Source organism: Pelagerythrobacter sp., from assembly GCF_041912895.1.
Taxonomy (GTDB): domain Bacteria; phylum Pseudomonadota; class Alphaproteobacteria; order Sphingomonadales; family Sphingomonadaceae; genus Pelagerythrobacter.
Genome location: NZ_JAYSGI010000001.1, coordinates 1,106,415 through 1,124,069 on the forward strand (window position 1 = coordinate 1,106,415; position 17,655 = coordinate 1,124,069).

Annotated in this window: 14 protein-coding genes; 5 read left to right on the forward strand and 9 right to left on the reverse strand. The window is 65.5% G+C overall.

Annotated elements, in window-relative coordinates; all coding sequences use genetic code 11:
- Nucleotides 1-2: 2 nt before the first annotated feature.
- On the reverse strand, nt 3-695 hold the full coding sequence (locus ACE3QC_RS05625; protein WP_374406119.1) for an arylesterase: 693 nt from the start codon (nt 693-695) through the stop codon (nt 3-5).
- Nucleotides 696-742: 47 nt separating this feature from the next.
- Here ACE3QC_RS05625 and ACE3QC_RS05630 point away from each other — a divergent pair, with 47 nt between their 5' ends.
- Together ACE3QC_RS05630 and ACE3QC_RS05635 are read left to right on the forward strand one after the other, a co-directional pair.
- Entirely contained in the window at nt 743-1,432 is a 690-nt protein-coding gene (locus tag ACE3QC_RS05630) for an ABC transporter ATP-binding protein (RefSeq protein ID WP_374406120.1), read from the forward strand.
- On the forward strand, nt 1,425-3,944 hold the full coding sequence (locus tag ACE3QC_RS05635) for an ABC transporter permease (RefSeq protein ID WP_374406121.1): 2,520 nt from the start codon (nt 1,425-1,427) through the stop codon (nt 3,942-3,944). The genes ACE3QC_RS05630 and ACE3QC_RS05635 overlap by 8 nt, the downstream gene beginning before the upstream one ends.
- A gap of 72 nt (nt 3,945-4,016) precedes the next feature.
- Here ACE3QC_RS05635 and ACE3QC_RS05640 read toward each other — a convergent pair whose 3' ends face one another.
- The gene (locus tag ACE3QC_RS05640) at nt 4,017-6,701 is read right to left on the reverse strand and encodes a TonB-dependent receptor (RefSeq protein WP_374406122.1); all 2,685 of its coding nucleotides are present in this window, start codon (nt 6,699-6,701) and stop codon (nt 4,017-4,019) included.
- A gap of 239 nt (nt 6,702-6,940) precedes the next feature.
- Nucleotides 6,941-7,396 (reverse strand): DUF805 domain-containing protein, encoded by a 456-nt coding sequence (locus ACE3QC_RS05645; RefSeq protein WP_374406123.1) that lies wholly within the window; start codon nt 7,394-7,396, stop codon nt 6,941-6,943.
- 178 nt (nt 7,397-7,574) lie between these two features.
- On the opposite strand from ACE3QC_RS05645, the gene typA reads away from it, so the two are divergent.
- Nucleotides 7,575-9,395, forward strand: coding sequence for a translational GTPase TypA (typA, locus tag ACE3QC_RS05650; protein WP_374406124.1), 1,821 nt, complete (start codon nt 7,575-7,577; stop codon nt 9,393-9,395).
- Nucleotides 9,396-9,456: 61 nt separating this feature from the next.
- Here typA and ACE3QC_RS05655 read toward each other — a convergent pair whose 3' ends face one another.
- On the reverse strand, nt 9,457-10,305 hold the full coding sequence (locus tag ACE3QC_RS05655; protein ID WP_374406125.1) for an outer membrane protein: 849 nt from the start codon (nt 10,303-10,305) through the stop codon (nt 9,457-9,459).
- Between the two features lie 280 nt (nt 10,306-10,585).
- Between ACE3QC_RS05655 and putP the strand changes: the two genes are divergently transcribed.
- On the forward strand, nt 10,586-12,061 hold the full coding sequence (gene putP, locus ACE3QC_RS05660) for a sodium/proline symporter PutP (protein WP_374406126.1): 1,476 nt from the start codon (nt 10,586-10,588) through the stop codon (nt 12,059-12,061).
- Nucleotides 12,062-12,137: 76 nt separating this feature from the next.
- Nucleotides 12,138-12,806 (forward strand): extensin family protein, encoded by a 669-nt coding sequence (locus ACE3QC_RS05665; RefSeq protein WP_374406127.1) that lies wholly within the window; start codon nt 12,138-12,140, stop codon nt 12,804-12,806.
- 21 nt (nt 12,807-12,827) lie between these two features.
- On the opposite strand, the gene ACE3QC_RS05670 is transcribed toward ACE3QC_RS05665, so the two are convergent.
- From ACE3QC_RS05670 to ACE3QC_RS05690, 5 genes are all read right to left on the reverse strand, one after another.
- Nucleotides 12,828-13,436 carry a response regulator transcription factor gene (locus ACE3QC_RS05670; protein ID WP_374406128.1) on the reverse strand — a complete coding sequence of 203 codons (609 nt, stop codon included), beginning with the start codon at nt 13,434-13,436 and terminating at the stop codon, nt 12,828-12,830.
- 176 nt (nt 13,437-13,612) lie between these two features.
- Nucleotides 13,613-14,398 carry a peptidase gene (locus ACE3QC_RS05675; RefSeq protein ID WP_374406129.1) on the reverse strand — a complete coding sequence of 262 codons (786 nt, stop codon included), beginning with the start codon at nt 14,396-14,398 and terminating at the stop codon, nt 13,613-13,615.
- A 2-nt stretch (nt 14,399-14,400) separates the two neighbouring features.
- Nucleotides 14,401-15,216, reverse strand: coding sequence for a transglutaminase domain-containing protein (locus ACE3QC_RS05680; protein WP_374406130.1), 816 nt, complete (start codon nt 15,214-15,216; stop codon nt 14,401-14,403).
- The gene (locus tag ACE3QC_RS05685; protein WP_374406131.1) at nt 15,216-16,160 is read right to left on the reverse strand and encodes an alpha-E domain-containing protein; all 945 of its coding nucleotides are present in this window, start codon (nt 16,158-16,160) and stop codon (nt 15,216-15,218) included. Before ACE3QC_RS05685 ends, ACE3QC_RS05680 begins: the two co-directional genes overlap by 1 nt.
- A gap of 16 nt (nt 16,161-16,176) precedes the next feature.
- The gene (locus ACE3QC_RS05690; protein ID WP_374406132.1) at nt 16,177-17,604 is read right to left on the reverse strand and encodes a circularly permuted type 2 ATP-grasp protein; all 1,428 of its coding nucleotides are present in this window, start codon (nt 17,602-17,604) and stop codon (nt 16,177-16,179) included.
- Nucleotides 17,605-17,655: the final 51 nt, after the last annotated feature.

A 17,655-nucleotide genomic window follows, 5' to 3' on the forward strand; every position in this document is an offset into this window, starting at 1 on the left:
CGCTAAGCCTCGTCCTCAGGCAGCGCCTCGACCACCGCGCTCGATGTCGCGCCCACCAGTGTCTCGATCCCTTCGGCGGTCGGGTGGATGCGGTCGGGCTGGATCAGTTGCGGTTGGTCGTAGATCGAATCGAGGAAAAACGGCACCAGGTCCGCGCCGTATTGCTCGGCTAGCGCCGGATAGAGCGCATCGAACTGCGCCTGGAATTCCGGCCCGTAGTTGGGCGGCGAGCGCATTCCCATCAGCAGCACGGGAATGTCCCGTTCCGCCAGAATGTCGAGCATCGCGGCGAGGTTCGCCTTCGTTTCGTCGGGCGACAGGCCGCGCAGCAGATCGTTGCCGCCCAGTTCGAGGATCACGAGATCGGGCGCGCGTTCCTGCGAATCGAGCGTGAAGGCGAGCCGCTGCAAGCCTGCCGCGGTTGTATCGCCCGACACCCCGGCGTTGGCGACGCGTGCGTCGATCCCCTGCGCCCGCAGCGCCGCCTCAAGTCGCGCCGGATAGCTTTCGCCGTCTTCCAGATTGTATCCGGCGAACAGGCTGTTCCCGAACGCGAGGATACGCCGTTCCGGGCCGGAAACGGGCGCCGGTTCGGCGGCCGCCTGCTCGCTCGGCGCGGCCTCGGGTTGCGGCGCGGGGCTGCCGCACGCGGCAAGCGGCAGGGCCAGCAGGATCGACGAAAGGGCGGGACGCATCGGCAAGGCTCCTTGTTCCTCGCGCCTGCCTATGCCATCGCAAGCGCGTGACAAGCCCCCCTCTCGCGATTTCCGCGCGCAACCTTACCCTCACACTCGGCCAGACCGGTGCTCCCGTCGAAATCCTGCGTGGCGTCGATCTCGACGTCGCGGAAGGCGAGGTGCTGGCGCTGCTCGGCCCTTCCGGCTCGGGCAAGAGCTCGCTGATGGCGGTGCTGTCGGGCCTCGAACGCGCGAGCGGCGGCAGCTTGCGCATCGGCGGGCACGATTTCGCGACGATGGGCGAGGATGCGCTGGCGCTGGCGCGGCGCGGGCATATCGGCATCGTGCTCCAGGCGTTCCACCTCCTGCCGACGATGACCGCGCTCGAAAATGTCGCCACCCCGATGGAACTGGCGGGCGAAACGGGCGTGCAGGATCGCGCGCGGGCGGAGCTCGAGGCGGTCGGCCTCGGCCACCGGCTCAATCACTATCCGCAGCAGCTTTCGGGCGGCGAGCAGCAGCGCGTGGCCATCGCCCGCGCCATCGCGCCGCGTCCGCAACTCATCTTCGCCGACGAGCCGACCGGCAACCTCGACGTCGCGACCGGGCACGGGATCATCGACCTGCTGTTCGGCCGCCGGGCCGAAACCGGCGCGACGCTGCTGGTCATCACCCACGATCCCGAACTGGCCGAACGCTGCGACCGGGTGGTGACGATCGAGGACGGGCGCATCGCGAGCGACACGGGTGTCTGACACGCTCCCACTCGCCACCGCCTGGCGCATCGCGCGGCGCGATCTCAACGCGCGGTTCAAGGGTCTGCGGCTGCTGCTGGTGTGCCTGTTCCTCGGCACGGGGGCGCTGGCGGCGATCGGCACGCTGACCGGCGCGATCGAGGGCGAACTCGCCGATCGCGGCCAAGTGCTGCTCGGCGGCGATCTGGAAATCGAGGTGTGGCAGCGCGATCTCGCGCCCGAAGAAAAGGCTGCGCTCGCCGAATACGGGCGCATCTCGGGCGGCACGCGGCTGCAGGCGATGGCAACGGCCGATGGCAACGCCGCCCCGGTCGAACTGAAGGCGGTCGACGATGCCTGGCCGCTCTACGGCACGCTGACGCTCGCCGATGGCCGCACGGTCGGCGCTCCCGCGGCGGGCGAGGCATGGCTGGCGCAGGGCGCGATCGACCGGCTCGGCATCACGGTCGGCGAGAGCTTCCGCATCGGCACGCAAGAACTGACAGCCGCCGGAATCATCGCCGACGAGCCGGATCGGCTGTCCGAAGGCTTCCAGCTCGGCCCGACGGTAATCGCCGATGTCGGCCTGCCCGCGCGCGCGGGACTTACCGCGCCTGGCGCGATGTATCAGAGCAAATACCGCGTTGCCTTCGCGCCCGATCGCGATCCCGAGGCGGTGGAAGAGGCATTGACCGAGCGCTTCCCCGAGGCGGGGTTCGATTTCCGCACGCGCGACGGCGCTTCGCCCGGGGCGGACCGCTTCGTCGGGCGCATGGGCGAATTCCTCACCCTCGTCGGCCTCGCCGCGCTGGTCATCGCGGGGATCGGTATCGGCGGCGGCGTCACGTCTTATCTCGAAGCGCGCCGAACCAGCATCGCCACGCTGAAGGTGCTGGGCGCAACGAGCGGGGATATCGCCCGTATCTACGCCTTGCAGATCGGCGCGGCGGCGCTGGCGGGCAGCGCGCTCGGCCTGCTCGCGGGCGTGCTGGTCACGCCGCTGCTTTCGGCAGCCCTGCAAGATATCCTGCCGGTAGAAGGCGGCTTCGTGTTCGCGCCCGGCGCCTTGTTGTTGGCGGCGGGATATGGCCTGCTGGTGGCACTGGTCTTCGCCGCGACGCCGCTGCTGCGTGCGCGCCAGTTCCCCGCGATGGCGCTGATGCGCGCGCGGGTCGCCCCGCTGCTGCGTGACCGGACCGCGCTGCGCTGGGTGCTGGCGGGATTGGCGGGCATCGTCGCTCTCGTACTGCTGACCTCGAACGATCCGGGGCTCGCGGCGCTGTTCTTGCTCGGCGCCGCTGTGACGCTGGGGCTGCTGGCTCTCCTCGGACATGCCATCCGCGCCGGGGCCGCGCGCCTGCCCCGCCCTTCCAGCCCGCTGGTGCGCAACGCAATCGCCAGCCTGCACCGCCCGGGCTCCTCGACCGGCGCGCTGGTGACGGCGCTCGGCTTCGGGTTGTCCGCCTTCGTCCTGCTGGCGGGCATCCAGACTGCGATCGACGGCAATATCGAGCGCCGCGTGCCGGATCAGGCGCCCGACTATTTCGTGCTCGACATCCCGCGTGATCGGATCGGCGCGTTCGAGAAACTCGTCGCGAGCGAACAGCCCGAAGCCGCGATCACCACCGTCCCGGCCCTGCGCGGCGCGGTGCTCGCCTACGGCCCGGAAGGCGCGATGACGCGTGTTGCCGATCTGGAGGAAATTCCCGACGGCGCATGGGGCCTGCGCGGCGAGCGCGGGCTGACCTATGCCGACAGCGTGCCGGCGGGCAACACGATCGTCGAGGGCGAATGGTGGGGCCCGATGTGGTCGGGCGAGCCGCTGGTTTCGGTCGACGAGGAACTGGCGCAGGCGGCCGACATCGCCGTGGGCGACTACATCACCATCGGCGTGCTCGGGGTGGAGCGCACCGCGCGCGTCGCCAACCTGCGCCGGATCGACTGGGAAAGCATGGGCTTCAACTACGTGTTCGTATTCAGCCCCAACGTGCTGCAGGATGCACCGCACAACATCGCCGCGACGATCGACCTGCCCGACGGCGCCCCCACCGGGCCGCTGCTGCGCAGCCTGGTGCGCGAGTTTCCCTCAAGCTCGGTGATCGAGATCGGGCAGGTGCTGGCGCAGGCGCGCACGATCCTCGGCCAAGTGGGCGTCGCGACCTTCGCCGCCGCTTCCGTGGCGGTGCTGGCGGGGCTAGCGGTGCTGATCGGCGCGATCGCAGCGGCACGTGCTGCGCGGACCTACGATACGGTGATCCTGCGCGTTCTCGGTGCCAGCAGGAGGCAGGTGCTGACGATGCAGCTGATCGAATACGGCCTGCTGGCGCTCGCTCTCGCGGTGGTGGCCTTTGCCCTCGGCAGCGCGCTCGCTTGGCTGGTCATCACCCAGTTGTTCGAATTCGACTGGCTGCCCGACTGGGGAGCGATGCTGGCGGTGCTGGCGACCGGTCTCGCGGTCGTGCTCGGCTTCGCGCTGGCCGGCTCGCTTCCTCTGTTGCGCGCAAAGCCGGCGCAGGCGCTGCGGGCGCTCTGACGCGATCAAACGCCGACAGCGGCAAAAGAAAGGGGGCTCGCGGCCCCCTTTCCATATCAATGAAGCTTCTTATCAGAACCGATACCTCACAGAGCCGCCGTACGTGCGCGGCTGGTTCGGATAACCTGAAACCGAGCGCCCTTGGGCAACCGAAGGGAAGATGGTCGAGATATAGCGATCGTCGAGCAGGTTGCGCCCCCAAATCGAAAATTCCAGCCCCATATCCATCGCATAGGTGATCGATGCGTTGAGGTTGTTGACCTCACGCCGATACTTCGCCCCCTCGAGACGGGCTGGTTCGAAGTCCTGCGTGCCGTCGGGATTGGTGACGATGTAATTGGTCAGCCCCGCGACCACCTGCACGTCGGATTCATAGGCGAAATCCCCGCGAACGATGAGCCGGTCGAGATTGGGCAATTCCTTGTCCCACTGCGCTCCAAACGAAGCGCTGATCGGAGGAACGCCCGCCACGCGCTCGCCCGTCAGATCGCCGACGGGCGAGCCGACGAAACTTTTATACTTTGGGTCGAGGTAGGTCATCGCCAGCGACAGGGTCAGCGAATCGGTCGGGCGGACGTTGCCGTCGAATTCGATGCCGAAGGTTTCCTGTTCGCCCGCATTTGCGAGAACGAAGCTGGAGCCGATGAAGGTGTTGGCCTGGAAATTCTCGATCGTCTGCAGGAACACCGTGAGATTGGCTGCTGCTACGTCCCAGGCGCCCTTGATCCCCGCTTCGTAGACCGTGGATTCCTCGGGCAGCGCGAAGCGCGTCCCCGGCCGCAGGTTGGGGGTGTCGAGGCCCTGGGCGACGATCTGCGTGAAATCGCCGGGCAGCGGCCTGCTGTCGCGTGAAAGGTTCCACGAACTCGCCTTGAAGCCGGTGGCGTAGCTCGCATAGACGTTGACCGTGTCGGACACCTCGTAGGCTACGCGCGCGATGTACGAAAAGTCGTCGTCGCGCGATTTGCCGTCTTCCACCGCGTTGGGAATGTTCAGTATCGGCGGAAGGAACTGAAAAGCCCGCAGGCCGGCAAACGGATTGGCCTGGGGATTGTTCTGATTGGCGTTGGCGAAAGCCTGCGCACCGGCCTGGATCGCACCGAAGGCAGCCATGTTGCCGGCCGCGAACGCGCCGATCTCAGCCGCCGTGGCCGAACGGTCGAGGCCCAGCGCATTGCCTACGCCCTGCGCGAGGGCCCCTTGGAACAGCAGAAGATTGCGCGAGGGCGCGAATTGCGGCGCATCCAAGTCAACGGCGGAGAACGCCTCGGTGCTGACGCCATTCGATACGACGTCCTTCTTGTCCTTGGTGTAGTTTCCGCCCAGCGTGACCGTCAGCCGATCGGTGAGATCGATATCGAACTGGCCGAAGAACGAATAGGCCTCGTTGTCCTGCTGGAAGTCGTTGAAAAAGCCCGAACCTTCCGCGAAAAACGTGCCCGGTGCCGCACCGAGCAGCGCCTCGAGCGAATTCACATTGAGCGCGCCGCCAGATGCCCCCTGGATCAGCAGATTGGCATAGGGCCTGAAATCCGGACCGTAGACGATCTGGTCGGTGGTCTGAAGATCCTCGTTGAAATAGTAACCGCCGACAAGGAAGTTCACCATGCCATCGAAATCGCTAGCGAGACGAACTTCTTGCGTGAAGGTTTCGATGTCGGCCTGTCCGATGTTCGCCCCGGTGGCGAGCTGCGCGCTGGTGAAATCCACATCCTGATTGGCGTTGATGCTGGTGTCTCGATAGGCCGAGATCGAGGTCAACGTCATGTCGCCGATGTCGTAATCGACTTGGCCCGAAACACCCCAGTTCTTCACGCGGTTGAACGGCACCACATCGGAGAACACGACGCCGCCGAGCGGATCGCGGAAATCGTTCACCTGGCCACCGATCGCCTCGATCGCGCCGGTTTCGGCGGACCGTGCGAGATTCGCCACGGCGCAGCATTTTTCGTCGATCTCGTCGTAGTCGCCGATGATCCTCACTTTGAGATTGCTGTCGTTTTCAAACAGCAGCTGGCCACGGGTAAACCAGCGGTCGCGGTCGTTCAGGTCGTCACCGTCTAATCCGTTGGTGATATATCCATCGCGCCGGTTGTAACCACCCGCCAGGCTCGCGGCGATCGTATCGCTGATCGGCCCCGTAACGTACGCCCGCGCCACCAGTGCGTCGTAGTTCCCGTACGACACTTCGGCGTTTCCGCCGAATTCAAACGACGGTTCGGAGCTGACGATGGAGATGACGCCGGCGCTGGCGTTCTTGCCGAAAAGCGTCGACTGCGGCCCACGCAATACTTCTACGCGTTGCAGATTGGGAAGATCGGAAATCTGCGAGATAGCCCGGCTGCGATAGACCCCGTCGACGAACACCGCGACCGAGGGCTCGAGGCCGAGATTGTTGCCGTCAGTACCGAAACCGCGGATCGAATAGCTGGTCGCGAAAGAACTCTGTAACTGCGAAACGCGCAGCGACGGCACCACCGACTGGAGGTCGGTTATATCCCGGATCTGCGCACGCTCGATCGTTTCGGCGGTGGTCACGCTGACCGCGACCGGGGTTTCCTGCAGCGTCTGTTCGCGCTTGGTCGCAGTGACGATGATTTCGTTACCCGTGCCGGCATCGGCGGCATCCTCGATCCCGTCGCCATCGACGTCGGTGACGGCCTGGACGTCGGCCTCCTGCGCGAAGGCGGACGACGGAAGGGCAATGCCGGCCACGCCTGCGAGCAGCGCCGTGCGAACGGTAGCGGTAAAACGCATTGATGTTCCTCTCCAAAAGATCGGGCCGTCTTCCACCATGGGTCGAGCGGCCTTCTGTGTTCGCGAATAGGTTCTCTAACGAAACCTCTCAAGTTCGCGTGACGGTTTGACGGCAGTGACGGGCGGGTTGTGCCTTTCGAGTCACAGTGCGGCATCGATACAACGTGTGTCGCTTGCGCAAACCCGCCGGCCGGTTGTTGGCGAACCGCCCCGACGGCAACTTGCGGCGGTGTTGCAGGCTATTCGAAAACCTCGGAAGCGCCCCGCCCCTTGGGATCCTCGCCGAAGCGGTTCGGGCCGGGCGTGCCGGGAAGCAGCATAACGACCAGAAACGCGATGCTGGCGATCAGGCCGATGAAAGGAATGAAGCTCACCACGATGAACCCCAGATACCACCACCCGGACATGTTGCGATCGTGCAGGCGGCGCACGCCCACTGCGATGCCGGGGATGAGGATGGCGAGAAACCACACGGCGAGAAGAAGCCCGACGCCGGTGAACAGCGTGCCGTAGATCGCGAGCGGATTGGCCGGGTCCACCGTGCCGACATCGCCCAGGCTGCCTGTCACGCCCATCAGCAGGAACACCACGGCCATCACGATCACGTTGAGCAGCGCGAACATCCAGTATTCCATGCGGCGCGAACGCCCCGAGAATTCGGCGTAACGCTTAAGAGGCAGAATCATCCAGTGCATGCAGTCCCCCCGATATCGCTGCTCCGATCGAAAGGCACCATAATCTCGCGACCCTGGCAAGCGCAAACGCCAGCCGCCCCGCAATGAGACCGCTTGCCGTGGCAAGCCTGCTCGTCTAGGGCGCGCGCGAATATTGCGCCGCACCATTGCCGCACCGCTACATCGAAAGCCCCGAGATATGTCAGACGCCCTCCGCAACGTGGCGATCATCGCCCACGTCGACCACGGCAAGACCACGCTGGTCGACCAACTGTTCCGCCAGTCCGGCACTTTCCGCGAGAATCAGCGCGTCGAGGAGCGCGCGATGGATTCGAACGACCTGGAGAAAGAGCGCGGGATCACCATCCTCGCCAAGTGCACCTCGGTCGAGTGGAACGGCACGCGCATCAACATCGTCGACACCCCGGGCCACGCCGACTTCGGCGCCGAGGTCGAGCGCATCCTCTCCATGGTCGACGGCGTCATCCTGCTGGTCGATTCGGCCGAAGGGCCGATGCCGCAGACCAAGTTCGTGACCGGCAAGGCGCTTGCGCTCGGCCTGCGCCCGATCGTGGTGGTCAACAAGATCGACCGTTCCGACGCGCGCCCGCAGGAAGTGCTCGACGAGGTGTTCGACCTGTTCGCCAGCCTCGACGCCAACGACGACCAGCTCGAATTCCCTTCGCTCTGGGCCTCGGGCCGCGACGGCTACGCGAGCGAGGACGAGAACGCGCGCGAAGGCAACCTCGAACCGCTGTTCGAACTCATCACGAAGCACGTCCCCGCCCCCGGCCTCGACACCAGCGGCCCGTTCAGCTTCCTCGCCACCCTGCTCGATCGCGACAACTTCATGGGTCGCGTGCTCACCGGCCGCGTCCAGTCGGGCACGATCAACGTCAACGATCCGATCCATGCGCTCGACGCCGAGGGCAACGTGGTCGAGGTCGGCCGCGCGACCAAGCTGCTGAGTTTCGACGGCCTCGAGCGCGTGCCGGTAGAGCGCGCACAGGCGGGCGACATCATCGCGCTCGCGGGGCTGGAGAAGGCGACCGTCGCCAACACCGTCGCCGATCCGGCGGTGAAGGAGCCGATCAAGGCGCAGCCGATCGATCCGCCGACGCTGGCGATGCGCTTCGCGGTCAACGACAGCCCGCTCGCCGGGCGCGAGGGCAGCAAGGTGACCAGCCGCATGATCCGCGACCGCCTGTACCGCGAAGCCGAAACCAACGTCGCGATCCGTATCACCGAGAGCGAGGACAAGGACAGCTTCGAAGTCGCCGGCCGCGGCGAACTCCAATTGGGCGTGCTGATCGAGACGATGCGCCGCGAAGGCTTCGAACTCGGCATCAGCCGCCCCCGTGTGCTGTTCCGCGAGGAAGGCGGCCAACGTATGGAGCCGTACGAGACGGTCGTGATCGACGTCGACGACGAGCACTCGGGCACGGTCGTCGAGAAGATGCAGCGCCGCAAGGCCGAACTGACCGAGATGCGCCCGAGCGGCCAGGGCAAGACCCGCATCACCTTCTCCGCCCCCAGCCGCGGTCTGATCGGCTATCACGGCGAGTTCCTGTCCGACACGCGCGGCACCGGGATCATGAACCGGCTCTACGAGAAGTATGACGTCCACAAGGGGCCGATCGAAGGCCGCCAGAACGGCGTGCTGATCTCGATGGTGCCGGGTGAGGCCGTGCCTTACGCGCTCAACGCGCTGGAGGAGCGCGGCGAGCTGTTCATCGGCGGCGGCGCGAAGATCTACGAAGGCATGGTGATCGGCGAGAATGCCAAGCCCGACGATCTCGAAGTCAACCCGATGAAGTCCAAGCAGCTGACGAACTTCCGTTCGACCGGCAAGGACGACGCGATCCGCCTCACCCCGCCGCGCCGCATGAGCCTGGAGCAGGCGATCGCCTATATCGACGACGACGAAATGGTCGAAGTGACGCCCACCAGCATTCGCCTGCGCAAGGCGATCCTCGATCCGCACGAGCGCAAGCGGGCGAAGCGCAAGGACGCCGCCTGATTTCACCGGACACGAGAAAGGGCGGCGCCGCGAGGCACCGCCCTTTTTTATTTGTCCGATATCAGAAGTGGAAGCTGAGCGAGGCGCGCAGCGACTGGACTTCGAAATTGGTATCCGACGGGCGGATGTCCGTCCGGCCGGAATCGATCAGGAAGGGGTTGGTGGCAGGCGCGGTGCCCTGACCCACTTCGACGAAGAAGTCGTTGTCCTTGTAGTTCGAGTACAGGTACTCGAGCCCGAGGCCGACGTTCTGGGTCACCATGAGCTCGACGCCCGCGCCGGCCTGGTAGCCCCAGACCATGTCGCCATCATCACGCTCGGCGAACGAATTGGCATTGTTCGTCGTCGTGAAACCGTGCCTGATCTTGGCATAGCTGCCGCCGCCAGTGACGTAGAACAGACCGCGTCCGTCACCCGGCGAGAAACCGGCGCGCGCACGGGCCGAGATTGCGTAATCAAGCTCACGGTTGACCGTGTAGCTCGCGGGCGTGGAGCTGAAGCCGGAGGTGTAGTCGATCGCGTCCGACGAACTGCCTTCGAGCAGGACACCCGCTACGAACGGACCACCGTTGAAGCGCTTGTCGAACCCGACCCGGCCGGCATAGCCGATATCGTCCTTGTCGCTGGTGCAGCCATCGGCCGCGAGACCGGAACGTGCCTGGCCGTTGCAGAAGCCGGGGGCGAACGCATCCACACCGGCAGCAGTGTTGACGTTGTCGCTGACCCCGTCACCATCGGTATCGAACGCCAGCGTATCGCCGCCGTCGTTCGACTGAATATCGTACGAGACCGAACCTGCGACATAGAGCCCGTCGAAGTAGACCGGCTCATCCGAACTTTGCGCCATGGCGGGCGCTGCCGACAGCGCGAAACCGCTGGCCGCGAGGCCGGCAAGCAGATGCTTTTTCATAACTTTTCCTTAGTTGCGAACCTAGTCCCGGCCAAATCCGCCAATTACGTTTCGGTTCCGGCACCTTGCCGAGCCGCCGGAAGCGGGTCGACAGGCCGCGCTTTGCCGCCGGGATCATGAACGCCACATTTAAACCACTGAAAACAAGACCTCTCGATGGGCGCGACAGAGGCGGCAAACGAATGGGAAGGCGCGGATTTCGGTCGATTTTAGCGCTCCACCCATGCAAATTCACGCTGCACGGTGGCAATCGTGCCACAGTCTTGTTACGCCGCGCTCCATGCAGACAGGGACTCTCATCACACTCTCGCTCTATTTCATCCTGATGCTCGGCATCGGGCTCTATGCCTGGAAGAAATCGACCGACACCTCCGAAGGCTACCTGCTGGGTGGCCGCCAGTTGCATCCGGCGGTGGCCGCGCTCAGCGCCGGCGCGTCGGACATGTCGGGCTGGCTTCTGCTCGGCCTCCCGGGTGCGCTCTACATATCGGGACTGGTATCGGCCTGGATCGGCATCGGACTGTTCGTCGGCGCGCTCGTCAACTGGATCGTCGTCGCGCCGCGCCTGCGCCAGCAGACGATCGACTACGGCAACGCGCTGACGATCCCGGAATTTCTCGCCAACCGCTTCCCCGACAAGGCAACCGCCCTGCGGGTGATCTCGGCGATCATCGTGGTGGTGTTCTTCACCGTCTACACCGCCGCGGGGCTCGTCGGCGGCGGCAAGCTGTTCGTCACCAGCTTCGCGGGTCTGTTCGCGGATACCGGGATGAGCGACTACATGTTCGGCATCTGGCTGACCGCTGGCGTGGTACTGGCCTACACGATGGTCGGCGGCTTCCTGGCGGTCAGCCTGACCGATTTCGTGCAGGGCTGCATCATGGTCGTCGCGCTGGTCCTGATGCCGCTGGTGGTGATGTTCGGCCCCGGCGGGAGCGCGGGCGAATCGCTGACCAACATCCAGCCTGGCTTTCTCGATATCGGTTACGGGTTGACTGCGATCGGATTTCTTTCCGCCGTGACATGGGGGCTCGGATACTTCGGCCAGCCGCACATTATCGTGCGCTTCATGGCGATCCGCAGCGCGAAGGACGTTCCGGTCGCGCGCAACATCGGCATGATATGGATGTTCGTCTGTTTGATCGGCGCGCTCGGCATCGGCCTTGCCGGCCGCGCTTATATCGAGCGCAACGGGCTGGTGATCGACGATCCCGAAACGATCTTCATCGTGCTCGCCAACCTGCTGTTCCACCCGCTCATCACGGGTTTCCTTCTCGCTGCCCTGCTCGCCGCGATCATGAGCACGATCAGCTCGCAGCTCCTCGTTTCGTCGAGTTCGCTGACGGAAGATTTCTATCGCCTGTTCCTGCGCAAGGAGGCGAGCGAGCGCGAGACAGTGACGGTCAACCGCATATCCGTGCTGCTGGTGTCGCTCGCCGCGATCGCGATCGCGTCCGATCCGGAAAGCCAGGTGCTCGGGCTCGTGTCCAACGCTTGGGCCGGGTTCGGCGCGGCGTTCGGCCCGCTGATCATCCTCTCGCTGACGTGGAACCGCATGACCGGTGCGGGCGCGGTCGCCGGGCTCGTCACCGGGGCGGCGGTCGTGGGGCTGTGGATCGCGCTCGGCTGGAACGCGAGCTTCCTCGGCGGCGAGGGCGTCTACGAGATCATTCCGGGCTTCATCGCCTCGTGGCTGGCGATCTGGGGCGTGAGCCTCGCCACCGCCCGGCCGCAGGAGGCGGTGACCACCACCTGACGCGGGTAGCCGGCGGCGCGCCGTGGGGGAGGCGCCGGTCAACGTCGCGTTAACCCTGTCTGCCCACTATGCGTGCATGCTTCGCGCGATCGTCTCCTGCTTCCTGTTGTTCGCGCTGGCAGGTTGCCAGTTGCTGCCGGGACGCGACGCGCCCGACCGGCCAGCCACTCCGGCGAGCGGCAACACGATCCCCGCCAGCCGGGAAGCGCGCCAGTGCCTGGCCGAACTCGGCGCGACCGGGGCCGGGTTCACCCCCCTGCCCGATCGCTATGCCGGGCAAGGCTGCTCGCTGCTCAACACCGTCAATCTGACCCGGCTGCCGGGCGACGCCGGGTCGTTCTCGGTCAGCAACCTCGGCCCGGTCACCTGCCCCACCGCCGAAGCGTTCACCGCTTGGGTCCGCTACGGCGTGGACCGCGCCGCGCGCGTCTATCTGAACAGCCCGATCGTCCAGGTCGAGACGATGGGCAGCTATGCCTGCCGCAATGTCGCCGGGAGCAGCCGCCGCTCGGCCCACGCCTCTGCCGACGCGATCGACGTGGCCGCCTTCCACCTCGCCGACGGCCGCCGGGTAAGCGTCCTCGACGACTGGGACGACGGGACCTCGGCCGAGCGCGAGTTCCTGCGCGTCGTCCAGCGCAGCGCGTGCAAGCGCTTCCGCACCGTGCTCGGCCCAGAATACAACGCGGCGCACCGCAACCACTTCCATGTCGAGCGCGGCGGCGACGGCGGGTTCTGCCGGTAATCGGCGCCTAGCGCCGGGTGCCTAGCTTCCGCCCTTCGCGTCGAGGCGGATGCGCACTGCGTCCACCGGATGCCGTGCCCCGAGCTTCGCCATCATGTTGGAGCGATGGATCTCCACCGTGCGCGGGCTGATGTCGAGCGCGTGCGCGATCGCCTTGTTGCTCTGCCCTTCGACGAGCCAGTCGAGCACTTCGCGCTCGCGCGGCGTCAGGGTGTCGATCCGCTGCCGGGCTTCCGCCAGCCGCCGTTGCGCCGCCGCGTGCTCGCCGGCTTCACCCACCGCGCGCGAGACGGCGTCGTCGAGCGCTGCGGGCGTCAGCGGCAGACCGAGGTAGTCGAACGCGCCGTCCCGGACTGCCTCGACGATCCTGCCCGTCTCGGGTTCGGTCGCCGTGGCGATCACCGGCAGCCACACCGAGCTTCTGCTGAGCATGCGGATCGCATCGCCGATGCTGCCCCATCCATCGTAGTCGCGAACGAGTGCCAGCCCGCGATCGGGCATGAATTCCGCTAATTCTTTAACGGTGGCGTAGACCTCTGCATGATGCCCCAGCGCAAATGCGGTCTGTGCGATCTCCGCCCGCGTGCGGCTGTCGGGGTCGACGATGTGAAGAATGATCCGGTCGTCCATGATCGCATGGATGCCGTGAAAAGCCGCGGGGGCGGTGGTGCTACACGCCCCATTTCGGAGACGATAACCCACTATTAATGCGTAGGATCTCCGATTTTTGAACCGGCAACGCAGCCGCGTATTTAGATCGGGATCGGAGCTTTCGCCTTAGGGGCGATTACGGTCAGCAGTACTGCCTAGGGCTCTCCGGCGGCGTCATCAGCCCGGTCTTCCTCCTCGTCGCCCGCATAGAAGCTGTAGTCAGGCAGCGAATGGAACGCTTGGCGCAGCGCATCGCCCCAGCTGGACGAAATCGCCTGGAAATAGGGATCGTCGTGCGTGATCCGGCGGGTATGGGTCGCCTCGAACCCGTCGCGCGCGATCACCAGCAGATCGAGCGGCAGGCCGACCGAGAGGTTCGCCTTGAGCGTCGAATCGAACGACACGGTGAGCAGCTTGACCGCATCCTCGAAGCTCATCGTCCGGTCGTATCCGCGAATCAGGATCGGGCGGCCGTATTTGGTTTCGCCGATCTGGAAGAACGGCGTGTCGAAGCTCGCTTCGATGAAATTGCCCTCGGGATAGATCAGGAAAAGCCGCGGCTCCATGCCCTTGATCTGGCCCGCGAGGACGATCGAAGCGGTGAAGCGGCCTCTGCCGCGCGCGCCGTTGGCATCCTGCCGCTCGGCGATCGTAGTGCGCAGCAGTCGCCCGATCTCGGTCGCGACCTGAAACATGCTCGGTGCCTCGAGCAGCGAGTTGTGCCGCTCGTCGGGCGCCTTGGTGCGCTCTTCGAGCTGGCTGATGACGGCTTGTGTCGTGGCCAGGTTGCCCGCAGTCATCACCGCCAGCATCCGTTCGCCCGGCACCTGCCAGCACGACATCTTGCGAAACACCGAGATGTTGTCGACGCCCGAGTTGGTGCGAGTGTCGCTCATCAGGACGAGGCCCTTGTCGAGGACCATTCCGACGCAATAGGTCATTGTTACTGGTCTACCTGCTGCTGTTCGACCGCCACATCGACGCGCAGGTCCTCGCTGGCAACCCCGAAGCTGATCCCGGTGATCGGCGCAGCGTCGCGATAGTCCCGCCCGGTCGCCACGCGGACGTAGCGCGGATCGGGGCTGATTCCGTTGGAAACGTCGAACCCGACCCAGCCGAGGCCGTCGACGTGCGCTTCGGCCCAGGCATGCGTCGCCTCCTGATCTACGCGGTCGTTCATCATGAGGTAGCCGCTGATGTAACGCGCGGGAATGTCCGCCTCGCGCGCCGCGCCGATGAAGATATGCGCATGGTCCTGACACACGCCGAGGCCCGCGCCGACCGCTTCCTCGGCGGTGGTGTTCACGCCGGTCGAGCCGGTGCGGTATTCCACCTCGTCGCGGATGCGTTGCGACAGGGCATGCAGATAATCGAGCTTGCCGTCCGGCGCGCATTCGAGGTCTCGCAGAAGCGCTCGCACTTTCGGTCCGGGCCGCGTGCGGTCCGTCTGCGACAGGAAGCTCCACAGCGGCAGATGCCCGGAATGATGCCCGATCACCCCCGCGTTGTCCTCGGTATCGACCACGCCGCTGCAGCTCACGATCACTTCGCGCGCGCCATGCTCGACCGCGACCAGCGTGACCGTGTTGAAGTGCTGGTCGTCGTATTCGATCTCCGGCCGGGCGTTCTCGTATTCCATGTCCCACGACAGGATGTTCTGCCCCTGAGTCGCCTTGGGGGTCAGCCGCAGCCGCTGGAGCGCGTGGACCACGGGTTCGGCGAAGGCGTAGCGGGTTCTGTGTCGGATCGAGAGGCGCATCAGGCAAGGAACCTGTAGTCTTCGGCGATCGAACCGGCGATCGCGCGGTTGGCGGACAGGAATTCGAGCAGAAACTCGTGCAGTCCCATGTCGAAGATATCCTCGATGGTGAGATCGGAAATGCGCGTCCCGCTCTTGCGCATCAGTGCGTCGCTTTCGCCCTCGTGGCCATGAATGCGCGCGAGGGCGGCGAGATCCTCGCGCAGCGCCGAGTGGCAGAACGCGAGACTGCGCGGGAAGCGATCGTCGAGCACCAGGAATTCGACGATCCCGCGGGCGTCGATCTGCCCGGCGTTGAGCCAGCGATAGGCGCGATCGCCCGAAACCGAGCGCAGCACCTGATCCCATTGCCCGGTGTCGAGGCTCGACCCGACGTACGACAGCGAGGGAAGCAGCAGGTAATATTTCATGTCGAGGATGCGCGCGATGCAATCCGCACGCTCAACGAACGTGCCAACTCGCGCGAAGTGATAGCCTTCGTTGCGCAGCATCGATCCGGTCATAGCGCCGAGAACGACCGTGCCCGCCCGGCGGATAATCTGCACCGCCTCGCCCACGCTGCTCTGCGCGACCGGCCGCGCAAGCAGTTTGGAAATCTCCATCCAGCTCTCGTTGACCGCTTCCCACAATTCGCCGCTGATCGCGCTGCGGACCGAGCGCGCATTGGTTCGCGCCGCGCCGATCATCGCGATGACGCTGGTAGCGTTGTCCGGATCGCGCAGCAGATAGTTCCACACCTGATGCCCGGTATAGGTGCCGTGCTTCGCTTCGTAGCCCGCGCGTTGGCCGAACGCCTCGATCACCGACCGCCATTCCTCCTCGGCCGTGGCGACATCTCGGGTCAGGGCCATGTGGAACCCGGCCTCCAGCAGACGCGCGGTATTCTCTGCCCGCTCGAGATAGCGGAACATCCAGAACAGGCCATGGGCTGTCCGGCCTAGCAAGGGCGCCTCATGTACATCAGTCTTTGAGCACCCAGGTGTCCTTGGTGCCTCCGCCCTGGCTCGAATTCACCACCAGCGATCCCTTGCGCATCGCCACGCGGGTGAGCCCGCCGGGGGTGATCTCGATACCTTCGGGCGAGACGAGCACAAACGGCCGCAGGTCGACGTGGCGCGGCGCGAGGCCGCTTCGCGTGAAGATCGGGCAAGTGGAAAGCGAGAGCGTGGGCTGGGCGATGTAGTTCGACGGCTTCGCTTCCAGCTTCGCGCGAAATTCCGCCAGTTCGCGCTTCGACGCGGCCGGACCGATCAGCATGCCGTAGCCGCCCGAGCCGTGGACTTCCTTCACCACCAATTCGGCGAGGTTGTCGAGCACGTAGGCGAGGCTTTCCGGGTCCGCGCAGCGCCAGGTCTCGACATTGGGCAGCAGCGGCTTCTGCCCGGTATAGAACTCGACGATGTCAGGCATGAAGCTGTAGATCGCCTTGTCGTCGGCGACGCCGGTGCCAGGCGCGTTGGCGATGGTAATCCCGCCCGCGCGATAGACGTCCATGATCCCCGGCACGCCGAGCACGCTGTCGGGATTGAAGGTGAGTGGATCGAGGAATTCGTCGTCGACCCGGCGGTAGAGCACGTCGACCGGTTCGTAGCCGCGCGTCGTGCGCATCGCCACGCGCCCGTCGGTCACGCGCAGGTCGCTGCCTTCGACCAGTTCCGCGCCCATCTGGTCGGCGATGAAGGCGTGTTCGTAATAGGCGCTGTTGTAGATGCCCGGTGTCAGCACCGCCACGTTGGGCTTGCCTCGCGTCCCTGCCGGAGCGCAGGCTGCGAGGCTCTTGGCCAGGCGGCGCGGATAGTCGCAGACGGTGCGGACCGGAACCCGGGTGAACAGGTCCGGAAACATCGCCATCATCGTCTCGCGGTTCTGCAGCATGTAGCTGACGCCCGACGGCGTGCGCGCGTTATCCTCCAGCACGAAGAATTCGTTCGGTCCCGTCCGCACCAGATCGATGCCGACGATGTGGGTGTAGACCCCGCCGGGCGGGGTGAAGCCGACCATGTGCGGCAGCCATGCCTCGTTGTTGCGCAGCAGCCGCTCGGGGATACGGCCGGCGCGGACGATTTCCTGCCGGTGGTAGAGATCGTGGATGAAAGCGTTGATCGCGCTCACCCGCTGTTCGATACCCCGCGTCAGACGGCGCCATTCATCCGCGGTGATGATCCGCGGAACCATATCGAACGGAATCAGCCGTTCTTCGGCCTCGTTCTGGCCGTAAACGTTGAAGGTGATGCCGGTGCGGCGAAACGCGACCTCGGCGTCGCGATGCTTGCGCATCAGGAGCTTGGCGTCCTGATCGTCGAACCAGCCGAAATAATCTTCGTACGCCGGACGTACCGAACCGTCTCCGATCCGCATCTCGTCGAAACTCGCGTCCGCCTCGCTCATGGGCCCCCTTGTCCGCTGTCGTTGCCGCAGGCTTGGGGGCGTGCCCGATCC